Raw genomic sequence first — 13041 nt, 5'->3', positions numbered from 1 at the left:
GCGTGCACGTCGAGCGGTCTCCGGCCGTGGGCGGTGATTGACGGCATTGCGGGACCGTTGACCAGAACCCTTTAGATAGCTATCGTAATCTAAAGCGGGGTCGACGCTCCGGCCCCCACTCACCCCGTCAGCCCAGAAATGAGATCCACCCCATGACCACGCAGAACAAGACCGCTGTCGTCACCGGCGCGTCCGCAGGCCTGGGTGCCGCCTACGCGCAGCGGCTTGCCGACCGGGGCCACGACCTGATCCTGGTGGCCCGGAACACCGCGCGGCTGGAGACGCTGGCGGCGGACATCCGCAGCCGCACGGGCCGCGCGGTGGACGTCGTCACCGCCGACCTCACCGACGCGGCGCAGATCTCTGTGGTCGAGGAGCGCCTACGGACCGACGAGAGCATCGCGGTCCTGATCAACAACGCCGGAGGGTCGTTGTTCACCCCGCTGGCGGCCTCCGACGCCGCGGCCTCCGAGGCACTGATCAACCTCAACGTGACCTCGCTGACCAGGCTGACCACCGCGGTCCTGCCGGGCCTGACGGCCCGCGGGCACGGCACCGTGGTGAACATCTCCTCTGCCCTGGCTCTCAACATCCTGCCCGTCAGCGCCGTCTACAGCGGCACCAAGAGCTACGTCCTGACGTTCACCCAGGCCCTGCAGCAGGAACTCGCCGAGAGCCCCGTCACAGTGCAGGCCGTACTCCCGGGCGCGGTCCGCACGGAGTTCTGGGACGGCTCCGGCCTCGACCTCGCGGCGTTCCCCGACGAGTGGATCATGAGCGCGGACGACACCGTCGACGCGGCGCTCGCCGGCCTCGACGCCGGGGAGCCGGTCACCATCCCGTCACTGCCCCAGATCAGTGACTGGGAGTCGTTCGAGAAGGCGCGCCAGACGCTCGTCCCGAACCTGTCGCAGCGGGTCCCGGCCGACCGCTACCGCGGCTGACCGCCGGCTCCGACCCCCGCTGCGGCAGTCCCTCTGTGACAACGGCACGGCCGCTGCCACACACGACCGATACGTCCTCCGGCCCGTGGGGAAGACCAACGCGCCCGGCGTCCTCCCCCTTACAGACAGCCGGGGCCCAGTACCAGTACCGCGATGGCGGCGGTCAGGTGCACGGCAAGCCCGCCCGCGCCGTCGGCCGCCCCTCCACGCAGCCTGCCTTCCACGGTGGAAGGCCACCGGGCCCATCCGGCCACTCACCGCGTTAGCGCTTCTCGCGGCAACCCGCCACCCCGCAGAACTCTCCCCCCCTTTACTTGAGGAAACATCCATGTCGAACGCCCTGTGGAACCCGATCGTCGCCGGGGAGATCTCCCTGCCGCACCGGCTGGCGATGGCCCCCATGACGCGCAACCGGTCCACCCCGGCAGGCATACCGACCGAGCTGAACGCCGAGTACTACGCCCAGCGCGCCTCGCACGCCCTCATCATCACCGAGGGCACCCAGCCCAACGCCGACGGACAGGGCTACATCCTCACCCCCGGCATCTACTCCGAGGAACACATCGCCGGCTGGCGCAAGGTCACCGACGCCGTACACAAGGCCGACGGACGCATCGTCATCCAGCTCATGCACGCCGGACGGATGTCCCACCCCGACAACACCCCCCACCACCGGCAGCCCGTCGCCCCCTCCCCGGTCCAGCCGGCGGGCGAGATGTTCACCGCGTCCGGACTCCAGGAGTTCCCGGTACCGCGCGAACTGTCCACCGAGGAAGTCGCCGCGACGGTCGACGACTTCCGCCGCGCCGCCGCAGCCGCCATCGAGGCCGGCGCCGACGGCGTCGAGATCCACAGCGCCAACGGCTACCTCCTGCACCAGTTCCTCGCCACCAACACCAACCAGCGCACCGACCGCTACGGCGGCTCCGTCGACAACCGCATCCGCTTCGCCGTCGAGGTCGCCACCGCCGTGGCCGAGGAGATCGGCGCCGGCCGCACCGGGTTCCGGATCTCCCCCGGCAACCCGTTCAACGACATCGCGGAGAGCGACACCCACGACCTGTACCCCGCACTCGTACGCGCCCTCGCCCCCCTCGACCTCGCCTACCTGCACATCGGCCACGGCGGCGACGACGAACTCCTGCACACCCTGCGCAAGCTGTGGCCGACCACCCTGGTCCTCAACCGGGCCGGCACCGACATCGCCACCCGCGCCAAGGACATCGAAGACGGCACCGCCGACATCATCACCGTCGGCGTAATGGCACTCGCCAACCCCGACCTGGTCGAGCGCGTACGCACCGGCACGCCGCTGAACACCCCCGACCCCGCCACCTTCTACGGCGGCGGCGAGGCCGGCTACACCGACTACCCCACCCTCACCGCCTGACAAACCCCGGCCGGGCGCTTCGCCTCCGCAAGAAGAGCAGCCACTGCCCGGTGCCATCGCCAGACCCTGCTCGTCCAACCCGCCAGTTCGACCCGATTCCACTGTCCACCACCGGGGCGGAGCCGCTCCGTCCACCACCTTGGAGAAGCACATGTCTTCCTCGAACGCCGAAACCCGAACGTCCACCGCCGACTTGCACCGACTTGCCGATGAGTACGTCAAGCTCGTCAACCTGCGTGACCTCGACGCCCTGTTCGCCCTGTACGCGCCGGACTTCCGCAACCACGCCGCCGACGGCACCGCCACCGGCCTCGAGGAGACCCGCGCGGTGCTGGCGTCGTTCCTCGACGCGGTCCCCGACTTCGCCGCCACGCCGGTCCGTGTCGTCGCCGAGGACGACTGGTTCGCGATCAGCTTCATCCTCACCGGCACGAACACCGGGCCGTTCAACGGCACTCCCGCCACCGGCCGATCGATCAAGGTGCTGGAGCTCCGCATGTTCAAGGTGGCAGACGGGAAGCTCACCGAGCACTGGGGCCTCATCGACCTGGCGACGCTCTTCGCCCAGCTGCAGTCCTGAGAGGGTTACCTGAGTTGATGTCTGTTTCACCCTTTCGGGAGGAGCAGGCGGGCCGGCCACAGCGTCGCCGGGCGGCTACGGCCGCGGCTGGGCGAACAAGCTCTGCTCGGTCTCGACCAGGATTCCGCACTCGGTCAGCCGCTTGAGCTACAGGCGGGTGTGTTGATGTTGTTGGGCGCGATCTCCATGCCCATCGCCTCGCACACCCGCCGCGCCGCCCGTGCCGACGTTCACTGGTCTCTGCTGCCTTGCCAAGGCTGTCCTGAGGCAGTCAATCCCGGTCTCTTGGGTGCGCCAGCACCGTGAGCACGCGGATGATCCAATGGGCGCGCGCGTCTCACTGCGGGAGCGACTGCGTCGCTCTCTGGGCGACAACGGTGCCGAGCTCCTGGTGTTCGATGCGCTGCCTGGTGTCGGCCGTGACCCGCGCGAGGATCACGGTGGCGAACTGCTCGCCGGCGGAGGGTCCGAGGACGTCGGCGGTCGGGCGTCCGTCGAAGAAGACGTGGATGCGGACCCGGCATCCGCGTACAGGACTTCCTCGAGCGCGGCGACGGCCGGGGACTTCTTCGGGTCCCCTTTCTGCCGGACTCCCAGTAGCGCTTGAGCCGCCGCAGGGTGTCACTGCCCTGCTCGAACACGACCATCAGGCGCGGCACGTCGTCGAGGTCGCCGTCGAGGTCGATGCGGCGCTTCAGCTCGACGGCGAGGCCGACCAAGGCGTCGTGGATACCGGCGACGTTGCCGCGGTGCGTCACCGTCGGCAGGTCCATCGCCCACAGGTGGGAGATCCGCGAGGTGTCGAGGACCAGGGCGCGGGCGCCCTGGTGCAGGAACTGGGCGGTGATGGTGCGCAGGATGGTCGTTTCGTCTTCTCCCGGACCCACGCGCCGATCTGTGCGTTGGCGGCGGCTGCCGCCGCCGGCGCCGGTGCGTAGTGGCCAGCGACTCCCGCTCCGCCTACCCAGATCTCTCCCACCGGTCCTGGCGGAAGCAGCCGTCCTTGCTGGTCCCGGACCGACAGGGACCACCCGGGCAGAGCGCGGCCGACCGATCGGGATCCCACCGCGACGTCCACCGGGGTCAGCGTCTGAGCGGTCACGTGCGCCGTGGTCTCGGTGATGCCGAACATGCTCACCACCCGGCACCGTGTGTGGGAGTGCTGGGCGAACCAGGGCGCCAGCATGCGTACCTCGAGCGGCTCGCCACCGAAGACGATCAGCCGCAGGGCCAGCTCGCGGGGTGCCCGCAGATCGGTCCATACCAGTTGGGAGAAGGCCGAAGGGGTCTGATTCAGCACGGTAACGCGGTGGTCCGCCAGCAGCTCGTGGAACTCTTCGGGATCGCGTGTCGCCCAGCACGGCACGACCACCAGCCGGCCACCGGTCAACAGACAGCAGACAGCAGACAGCCCCAGATCTCCCACACGGAGAAGTCGACGGCGCTCGAGTGGAAGAGCGTCCAGGTGTCGTCCGAGTCGAGGCCGAAGTCCTCGGCGGTGGCTTCCAGCAGAGCCAGAACGTTGCGGTGAGGCACCACGACGCCTTTGAGGCGCCCCGTCGAGCACGACGTGTAGATCACAGACGCGGCGTCGCCCCCGTCACCGTCCACTCGCGGACGTTCGTCTGCTGCCGCGGACTCGCCGGCAAGACCCCGCAGTTCGTCCGGGGTCACGATCCTCGTGCCGGTCGTCTCGGGGAACCGCTTCGCGGTCGTGACGACGATGGACAACTGCGCCCTGTCCGTCGTGAACCGCAGCCGTTCCGCCGGATAGCGCACGTCCATCGGCATCACCCGCGCTGCAAGGCAAGCTCCGCACCTCGCTGGATCGCTTCGCGCAGGCGCCGGCGGAGGGCACGACGGGCGGGTGGCGATCGTCAAGAAGCACGGCGAGCCGTGGATTCGCGTTTCCCCGCGGGCGAAGCAGGAGGAGCCGGAGAGCCTGGTGGCGATCAAGGGCGAGATCGAACGGCGTTTGGGGCACCATCGACCTGCTGGACATCCTGAAGTACGCCGACTTCGACACCGACTTCATCGCCGAGTTCACCTCGGTCGCCACCAGGGAGAACCTGTCCAAGGACGTACTGCGGCGCCGCCTGCTGCTGGTCCTGTTCGGCCTGGGCACGAGCATGGGGATCAAGCGGGCCGCGGCGAACGGCGAACACGGCGAGAGCGAGGCGACGCTGCGCCGGGTGCCGCACCTGTTCGTCAACGCGTCAACATGCGCGCGGCCCTGCGCAAGCGGGTGAGCGCCACCTTCGCCGTCCGGGATGAGATGTGGTGGGGCACCGGCACCGCGTGCGCCTCCGACAGCCGCAAGTTCGGCGCCTGGTCCTCGAACCTGCTCCGGCTGACCCGGCCGGCCTTCCGCGGCTGCGGGCGTCCCCGTCGACGGATGGTGTAGTGCGGGTTCGGCCGCGGGCTGGGCAGGTCGGCCGCATCGGAGACGTCGTGTAGGCCCGAGCGGTGGCAACCACTGGGAGCGGGGGCGGCTGCTGACAGGCCGGGTACTGGCGCCCACCCGCCGTGGACAATGTATGGGCCTGTTCACGACGGCGGGAATCAGCGATCTGCTGCCCCCCTTATGGCGACAAGGGCACTGCCTGTGCCGCAAGTTGACCGCACAGTCGATGCCGACCCGGTCGTCAGCGGTCCGCGACTTCGTCGTAGCCTCCCGCCACCCCAGCCACAGAGTTCAAGCTGCGCCCGTGACATCAGAGGGGCCCCTCTCCGCCCTTGGCTCCCATGACCCGACAAGCGCGCGTTCCCCCCTGCCTGCTGATCTCGCGCTTCTGCCAAAGGCATCGATTCACCCTATTGACACGTAGCCGAAACGCGCTCAGCATGATGGCGTTCGCGATTCACCAATGAATAGCTATTCAAACAGGGTCGATGGCCAGCACGCAGCCCACCCCGCCTCGCACCTGTCCCGCTCGCCGACCGCTCCGACCGCTCCGGCCGACACCGCGAGACCCGTCGGACCCCAAGATCCAGCGATCAAGGACGATCCAGATGCTCACCACAGACCCAGCCGGGACCGTGCAGTTCCGGGAACGGCGTCGGCGTATCGCCGATGAAGACCTGGCCGGCCGGCTCCAGGAGCTGGGGCAGCTGGCCACCGACGTGCGCCGCAGCGTCGTGCGGATGATCGACGGCGCCCAGCTCGGTCACATCGGCGGCGATCTGTCGGTGACGGACATCCTCGCCACCCTGTTCGGCGGTGTGCTGGCCGTGGATCCCGAGAAGCCGCGTGATCCCGAGCGTGACCGCTTCATCCTGAGCAAAGGGCACTGTGCGGCGGCCTTGTACGCGACCCTCGCCCACAGCGGCTTCTTCCCGCCGTCGGAATTGTCCACGTTCATGGCGCCGCTCTCACCGCTCAACGGCCACCCGAACCGCAGGAAGGTGCCGGGCGTGGAGACGAACACCGGGCCCCTCGGGCACGGCTTCCCCGTCGCGGTCGGCTGCGCCCTGGCCGCAAAGGTGTCGGGCCGTTCGTACCGCACCTTCGTGGTCCTGGGCGACGGCGAACTGCAGGAGGGGAGCAACTGGGAGGCGGCCATGACCGCCGCGCACCATGACCTCGCCTCGCTCACAGCAATCGTCGACCGAAACCGTCTCCAGCAGGGCGCTCGCACGGAGGACACCAAGCGGCTGGAGCCCCTCGCGGACAAGTGGACCAGCTTCGGCTGGGAGGTACGGGACGTCGACGGACACGACCACGGACAGCTGCTGTCCGCACTGCGCCCCTCCACGACCGGCAGGCCGGTCGCCGTCGTGGCCCGCACGGTCAAGGGCAAGGGCGTGTCGTTCATCGAGGACCGCGTCGAGTGGCACCACAAGGTGCCGGATTCAGCACAGGTTCAGGCCGCCTTGGAGGAGCTCAGCCGATGACTGCCGACGTCATGTCCGAAGCCGCGCAGACCTACGACTGCCGCCAGGCGTTCGCGGACGAACTGATCGCGCTGGCCGCCGAGGACGAGCGGATCGTCGCCGTCTGCAACGACTCCGTGGGGTCGAGCAACCTCGTCCGGTTCCGAGAGCTGTACCCCGACCGCCTCATCAACGTCGGCATCGCCGAGCAGGATCTCGTCGGCGTCGGCGCCGGGCTGGCGATCGGCGGATTCATCCCGTTCGTCAGCGCCGCGGGTCCCTTCCTGACGGGCCGCGCCACCGAGCAGATCAAGACCGACGCCGCCTACAACGGGCTTCCGGTGGTGCTCTGCGGCCAGAGCCCCGGTCTGGCCTACGGGGAGCTGGGTCCGACCCACCATTCGATTGAGGACCTGTCCTGGATGCGCGCGATCGCCGACCTGGCCATCGCCGTGCCCGCGGACCCGGCGCAGACCCGCGCCGCCGTCCGCTGGGCCGCCGCGCACGACGGCCCCACCTACCTGCGCATCCCACGGTTCAAGGTCCCGTCGGTCACGCCGCAAGGCGCACCGTTCGAACCCGGCCGCAGCATCCAGCTCACCGACGGCGACGACATCACCGTCATGGCTGTCGGGACCATGGTCTCCCGTGCCCTGGCCGCGGCCGAGACACTGCGGGCCGAGGGTGTCGGCGTCCGGGTGCTGAACATGACCTTCGTCGAGCCGCTGGACGTGGAAGCCGTCCTGCGGGCCGCCCGCGAAACCCGAGGCATCGTCACCGCCGAGGAGGCGACCACCACAGGCGGCCTCGGCGCAGCAGTGGCGAGCGTCGTCGCGCAGAACCATCCCGCGCCCATGCGGATCCTCGGCGTACAGCGCGAGTTCGCGCCGACCGGGAGTGCCGCCTTCCTGCTGGAGCACTTCGGGCTGACGGCCGACGGCATCGTCTCCGCCATACGGGATCTGCCGGCCGGAGGCCATGGAGGCGGTGCACATGACGACGCTTGAGGCCGCCCGCGTCGCGCCCCACGCCAAGTCGACCGGTTCCGGAACGGTCCGTAGGTCGGCCTCGCCCATGAACTCGCTGCCCGCCCCTCGGCCCTGTGCCGCTGGAGAGAAATCATGGCTCTGACACATTCCCGTCGGTTCGAAGGCAAGAGCGTCGTCGTCACCGGTGCGGCACAGGGCATCGGACGCGGGATAGCCGCGCGGTTCGCCGCCGAAGGCGCGGACGTCCTGATGCTCGACCGGTCCGAGGCCGTGGAGGAGGCGGCCGAGAAGGTCGCCACCCGGCACCCCGGCGGCAGCGCGATCGGCGTCCGTACGGATGTCACCTCGGCGGACGATGTGGCCCGCGCCGTCGACCTCGCCGACCGCACCTGGGGCGGTGTGGACGTCCTGGTCAACAACGCCGGCGTCATCAGCATCAGCCCGCTGGAGGACCTGAGCCTCGACGACTGGCAGAGGGTCCTCGCCGTCAACACCACGGGGACGTTCCTGTGCGCCCAGGCCGCCGCCGCGAGCATGCGGCGGCACGGACGCGGAGGGCGCATCCTCAACGCCGCCTCGGGTCAGGCCCGTCAGGGCTTCATCTACACGCCGCACTACGCGGCCAGCAAGTTCGGGGTCGTGGGGCTCACGCAGAGCCTGGCGAAGGAGCTCGCCAAGGACCGGATCACCGTCAACGCCTACTGCCCCGGCATCGTCGCCAGCGACATGTGGGACTACAACGACCGCGCATGGGGCCGGCTGCTCGGCGACTACGAGCCGGGCGAGCTGATGGCCGAGTGGGTCGCGAACATCCCGCTGGGACGCGCCGGCACCGACGACGACGTGGCCGACCTCGTGCTCTTCCTCGCCTCCGAGGAGGCGGCGTACATCACGGGCCAGGCGATCAACGTCGACGGGGGGATGTTCATGAACTAGCACGTCACGGGTGTGACGACAGCGCAGGAGACCGCAGGCGGTCCATGCCACCCCTCCCGACCTGGATGCACTTTTCACTATCCGGAGACCTTCATGAGTACGACCAGCAACGCGGCGAAGCCCGTGGACGCACCGCCGGCCGAACGACGGCTGAAGGCGCCGTCCTGGGCGACCGGGCTGCTCACAGGATCCCGGGGTCCGGCACTGGGCCTCGTCGCCATGTGCGTCGTCTTCTACATAGCGACGCCGTATTTCCTGACCCAGAACAACCTGCTGAACATCGTCGACCAGGCGGTGATCCTGGGTCTTCTCGCTCTCGGCATGACCGCCGTCATCATCACGGGCGGCATCGACCTGTCGGTCGGCGCCGTGTTGGCGCTGGCGACCATGGTGCTCGGGTTTCTCTCCCACGACCTGGGGTGGCCGCTGTGGCTGAGCGCGCTTGTCGCGATCGGCGTCGCGGGAGCGTGCGGCCTGGCCAACGGGCTGGGTGTCACCTTCACCAAACTCCCGCCGTTCATAGCCACCTTGGCGATGATGTCGATCGCCCGCGGCCTGGCCAATGTCATCACCGACGGCCAGCAGATCGTCGGGTACCCGGAATGGTTCGGCAACCTCTCCACCGTCCGCTACCTCGGCGTCTTCACCTTCGTCACCTTCGTGCTGGTGGTGCTGTACGTGGCGGGGTGGGCCTACATGCGCTACCGGACCGGCGGGCGTGAGCTGTACGCCATCGGCGGCAGCTCGGAGGTCGCCAGGCTGGCCGGCATCAGCGTGCGCAAGCGGACGGTTCTCGTCTACACCGTGACCGGCGTCCTCGTCGGCCTGGCCGGTGTCTTCCTCTCGATGCGGCTCGACTCCTCGCAGCCGAGCGCCGGAACGGGCTACGAACTCGACGCGATCGCCGCCGTGGTGATCGGCGGCGCGAGCCTGAGCGGTGGCGTCGGCTCCGTCACCGGAACCCTGTTCGGCGTCCTGATCATCGGTGTCCTGCACAACGGGCTCAACCTGCTCGGAGTCTCCCCGTTCGTCCAGCAGATCGTCATCGGCGTGGTGATCGCTCTGGCCGTCATGGTCGATGTCCTTCGCCGACGCGAGACGCGCTGACCACTTCAGCCCTCACCGGCTCTCAGCTCGATTCGGCCCGCCGCACGTCCCCCACCGCGTCAGTCACCGCCGCACGGTCGTCTCGTCCCCCACCCGCTTCACCCCGATCTCCAGAGATCGGCTCCTCCCCGCTCACCACCGAACCGCCTCTCTCCCCGAGTCGCCGGGTCCGCTTCCCGAAGGAGCACCATCGTCATGAAGTCCCAGTACCGCTGGATGGCCACCGGCATCGTCGTCACCCTCGCGCTCAGCGCCACCGCCTGCAACAGAGGCAGCGCCGGCACGACCACCGCCGACGGCAAGCCGATAACGATCGGCCTGGCCGTCGCCAATCTCCAGGCCGACTTCTTCAACCAGATCAAGCAGTCCGTCGAGGCCGAAGCGAAGAAGAAGGGCGTCAAGGTCGTCGTGGCGGATGCCCGCGGTGACGCGGCGACCCAGGTCAACCAGATCCAGGACTTCATCAGCCAGCAGGTCAGCGCGATCATCTACATACCGGCAGGCGCCACGGCCGCCGGCGTGCCGGTCAAGGCCGCCGAGAAGGCGAAGATCCCCGTCATCACGGTCGACCGCAACCCCGAGGACGCACCGGGCAAGTCGTTCATCGCCACCGACAGCGTCGCGGCCGCCAAGACACTCGGCGAGTATGTGATCAAGCAGAAGGGCGGCAAGGGCCAACTGGCCATCCTCCAGGGCCAGATCGGCACCACGCCGCAGGTCGATCGGCAGAAGGGCTTCGGCCAGGCGCTCGCGAAGGCGCCCGGGATCAAGGTGGTCTCGCAGCAGACCGCCGACTGGGCACAGGACAAGGCCTTCTCCGTGGCCCAGGACATGCTTCAGGCCCACCCGGGCATCGACATCTTCTGGGGCCAGGCCGACGCGATGGCTCTCGGTGCCGCGCAGGCCGTCAAGAGCGCCGACGGCAAGAAGCGTCTGATCGTCGGCTTCGACGGCGACGTCGCGGGCCTGAAGGCCGTCCGCAACGGCACCATCGACGCCACCATGGTCCAGCAGACCCAGAAGATGGGGCGGATGTCGGTGGACACCGCACTGGACGTCCTCGACGGCAAGGATGTCCCGGCGAAGCAGTTGCAGCCCGCCTTCCTGCTGACCAATGCCGACACGGCGAAGGCCGACGAGTACATCAAGACCCACCCCTGAGCCGGGAAGAAACGTCATCATGACGAACGTCAGCGAAGTCCAGAGAGACCAGACACACGAGGGCCTGATCGTCCGGGGCGTGTCAAAGCGCTTCGGCGCGACACAGGCCCTGGACCGGATCGACCTCGACGTACGCCCCGGCGAGGTGGTGGCGCTGCTCGGCGAGAACGGCGCCGGGAAGTCCACCATCGGCAACATCATCGCCGGCACGTTCCCCTCCGACACCGGTTACATGACCTGGCAGGGACGGCCTTACGAGCCGAAGTCGCCAGGGGACGCCATCACCCACGGCATCGGCCTCATCCATCAGGAGACGCGCCTGCTGCCGGACCTGTCGATCGCCGAGAACGTCTTCCTGGGCCGACTCCTCACCCGCGGCGGACGCATCGACCGTACGGAGATGAACCGCCGCGCCGAGGAGCAGCTGCACCGTCTCGGGCTGGACATCTCCCCCACCCGGCTGGTGGGCACGCTCCGGGTGGCCGCGCAGCAACAGGTGGAGATCGCCAAAGCCCTGACCCTCAACGCGAAGCTGCTGATCCTCGACGAACCGACAGCCGCCCTGGGAGGCGACGAGACCGATCACCTCTTCGAGCGGATCGACGCGCTGCGGAAGGAAGGCGTGTCCTTCATCTATGTCAGCCACCGCCTGGAGGAGATCGCCCGCATCTGCGACCGCATCGTGGTGATGCGGGACGGGCAGAGGGTCGCCACCCATGCGACCGCGCAGGTACCCGTGACACAGCTGGTCGAGGAGATGGTGGGGCGCAGCGTCGAGCGCATCTTCCCCGACACGGGAGCACCGGCGGAGCGTGAGGTGCTGCGCGTGGAGGGTCTGTCCAACCCCTCCTTCAGGGACGTCTCCTTCAGCGTGCGCGCGGGCGAGGTGTTCGGCATCGCCGGGATCGTCGGCGCCGGACGCACCGAACTCGTGCGGGCGATCGCCGGCGTCGACCCGGTGACCGAGGGAAAGGTGTCCGTCGACGGCCAGGTGCTGCGGCTGCGCGGGCCCCGGGACGCCATCCAGGCGGGGGTGGCGCTCGTACCCGAGGACCGCAAGGGCCAGGGCGCCGTGCTCGACCTCTCGATCGGCGACAACGTCGTCCTGCCCAACCTCGACCGGGTCGCCCGGCAAGGCTGGCTGACCCCACAGCGCGTCACCGAAGTCGCCACCGACGCCATCAAGCTGATGACCGTCAAGGGACGGCCCGCCCAGCCGGTGCGGACGCTCTCCGGAGGCAACCAGCAGAAGGTCGTCATCGCCAAGTGGCTGGAGCGCAAGCCGAAGGTCATCATCCTCGACGAGCCCACCCGCGGCATCGACGTCGGCGCCCGGGCCGCCATCTACGAGGTGATCGCGGACCTGGCCCGGTCGGGCATGGCGGTCGTGGTAGTCAGTTCCGACCTCGACGAGGTCCTGGGACTGTCCCACCGCGTGCTGGTCCTCAGCCGAGGTCGGCAGCAGGGTGTCCTGTCGGCGGAGGAGGCGACGAACTCCGCGGTCATGCACCTCGCAACGGCATGACCGTCCCACAGGTGACATCGAGCAGTTGCACCCACTGACGGGTAGCCAACCTCAACCAGGCCGAGAATCTGTCGACGGCCCCGTTCATGGCGAATTCAAGGGGTCGTGGCAACCCTGCTGATCATGCGGCTGTTGTCAGTGGCTTAGCGAGGCGCTCGGCTGGGGTTTCCCAGTCGAGCGTTTCGCGTGGGCGACCGTTGAGTTCGGCAGCGACGGGCGTCGAGGTGATCTCGGGTGTGGCGGGACAGGTCGGCGCTTTTGGGGAAGTACTGCCGTAGCAGCGAGGCGATTCGGCCGTCAGGTGGCGACAGTTGTGCAATCGTCGGCCGCTCGCTCGGCCGAGCGGCTGACTCTCATCGCCGTGAGCACCGGATCAAGCCTGCTGCCTGTACTTGGTGATCCGGCCCCCGTGAAGAGGCTGCTCAGAATCGTGCCGGCGTACTACGGGAGAAGGCCCCTGCGGCGGGCGGCGCGGTGGCCGTAGGACTGGCCCAGAGTGCGCTGGACGACGCTCTCACCTACGCGCAGCAGCGGGA

Annotated in this window: 13 protein-coding genes and 3 pseudogenes; 13 read left to right on the top strand and 3 right to left on the bottom strand. The window is 68.9% G+C overall.

What is annotated here, in order from left to right; all coding sequences use genetic code 11:
* Positions 1-152: 152 nt before the first annotated feature.
* The 4 genes from JIX55_RS49530 to JIX55_RS49515 all read left to right on the top strand — a co-directional run bounded on the left by JIX55_RS49530 (position 153) and on the right by JIX55_RS49515 (position 3852).
* Positions 153-944 carry an SDR family NAD(P)-dependent oxidoreductase gene (locus JIX55_RS49530; RefSeq protein ID WP_257561334.1) on the top strand — a complete coding sequence of 264 codons (792 nt, stop codon included), beginning with the start codon at positions 153-155 and terminating at the stop codon, positions 942-944.
* Between the two features lie 328 nt (positions 945-1272).
* Complete coding sequence (locus JIX55_RS49525) at positions 1273-2334, top strand: alkene reductase (RefSeq protein ID WP_257561335.1); 1062 nt, start codon at positions 1273-1275, stop codon at positions 2332-2334.
* Positions 2335-2485: 151 nt separating this feature from the next.
* On the top strand, positions 2486-2914 hold the full coding sequence (locus JIX55_RS49520; protein WP_257561336.1) for an ester cyclase: 429 nt from the start codon (positions 2486-2488) through the stop codon (positions 2912-2914).
* A gap of 509 nt (positions 2915-3423) precedes the next feature.
* Complete coding sequence (locus JIX55_RS49515) at positions 3424-3852, top strand: hypothetical protein (protein ID WP_257569726.1); 429 nt, start codon at positions 3424-3426, stop codon at positions 3850-3852.
* Between the two features lie 56 nt (positions 3853-3908).
* Here the strand turns inward: JIX55_RS49515 and JIX55_RS51790 are convergent.
* Positions 3909-4280 (bottom strand): annotated as a pseudogene (locus tag JIX55_RS51790) (AMP-binding protein); the annotation flags it as partial.
* Between the two features lie 20 nt (positions 4281-4300).
* Entirely contained in the window at positions 4301-4699 is a 399-nt protein-coding gene (locus JIX55_RS51785) for an AMP-binding protein (protein WP_443046329.1), read from the bottom strand.
* Between the two features lie 14 nt (positions 4700-4713).
* On the opposite strand from JIX55_RS51785, the gene JIX55_RS51780 reads away from it, so the two are divergent.
* The 8 genes from JIX55_RS51780 to JIX55_RS49475 all read left to right on the top strand — a co-directional run bounded on the left by JIX55_RS51780 (position 4714) and on the right by JIX55_RS49475 (position 12505).
* Positions 4714-5163, top strand: coding sequence for a Tn3 family transposase (locus JIX55_RS51780; protein WP_443046766.1), 450 nt, complete (start codon positions 4714-4716; stop codon positions 5161-5163).
* Positions 5136-5318: a transposase gene (locus tag JIX55_RS49505; protein ID WP_257569158.1), complete on the top strand. Its 183-nt coding sequence runs from the start codon at positions 5136-5138 to the stop codon at positions 5316-5318. Before JIX55_RS51780 ends, JIX55_RS49505 begins: the two co-directional genes overlap by 28 nt.
* Positions 5319-5926: 608 nt before the next feature.
* The gene (locus tag JIX55_RS49500) at positions 5927-6808 is read left to right on the top strand and encodes a transketolase (RefSeq protein ID WP_257561337.1); all 882 of its coding nucleotides are present in this window, start codon (positions 5927-5929) and stop codon (positions 6806-6808) included.
* A complete protein-coding gene (locus JIX55_RS49495) occupies positions 6805-7794 on the top strand; it encodes a transketolase family protein (protein WP_257561338.1) in 990 nt (329 codons plus the stop codon). The genes JIX55_RS49500 and JIX55_RS49495 overlap by 4 nt, the downstream gene beginning before the upstream one ends.
* Before the next feature lie 114 nt (positions 7795-7908).
* The gene (locus JIX55_RS49490; RefSeq protein ID WP_257561339.1) at positions 7909-8712 is read left to right on the top strand and encodes a glucose 1-dehydrogenase; all 804 of its coding nucleotides are present in this window, start codon (positions 7909-7911) and stop codon (positions 8710-8712) included.
* Positions 8713-8805: 93 nt separating this feature from the next.
* Positions 8806-9819, top strand: a complete 1014-nt coding sequence (locus JIX55_RS49485; RefSeq protein ID WP_257561340.1) for an ABC transporter permease — start codon at positions 8806-8808, stop codon at positions 9817-9819.
* Positions 9820-10014: 195 nt separating this feature from the next.
* Positions 10015-10980, top strand: a complete 966-nt coding sequence (locus JIX55_RS49480) for a sugar ABC transporter substrate-binding protein (RefSeq protein WP_257561341.1) — start codon at positions 10015-10017, stop codon at positions 10978-10980.
* Between the two features lie 19 nt (positions 10981-10999).
* Entirely contained in the window at positions 11000-12505 is a 1506-nt protein-coding gene (locus JIX55_RS49475; protein WP_257561342.1) for a sugar ABC transporter ATP-binding protein, read from the top strand.
* Between the two features lie 121 nt (positions 12506-12626).
* Here JIX55_RS49475 and JIX55_RS49470 read toward each other — a convergent pair.
* Positions 12627-12786, bottom strand: a pseudogene (locus JIX55_RS49470) (IS30 family transposase); the annotation flags it as partial.
* A 193-nt stretch (positions 12787-12979) separates the two neighbouring features.
* Between JIX55_RS49470 and JIX55_RS51775 the strand changes: the two are divergent.
* Positions 12980-13030, top strand: a pseudogene (locus JIX55_RS51775) (hypothetical protein); the annotation flags it as partial.
* Positions 13031-13041 lie beyond the last annotated feature (11 nt).

Source organism: Streptomyces sp. DSM 40750 (assembly GCF_024612035.1).
Classification (GTDB): Bacteria; Actinomycetota; Actinomycetes; order Streptomycetales; family Streptomycetaceae; genus Streptomyces.
The sequence above is the reverse complement of the archived record's forward strand: the minus strand, read 5'-3'. Positions and strand labels throughout refer to the sequence as shown.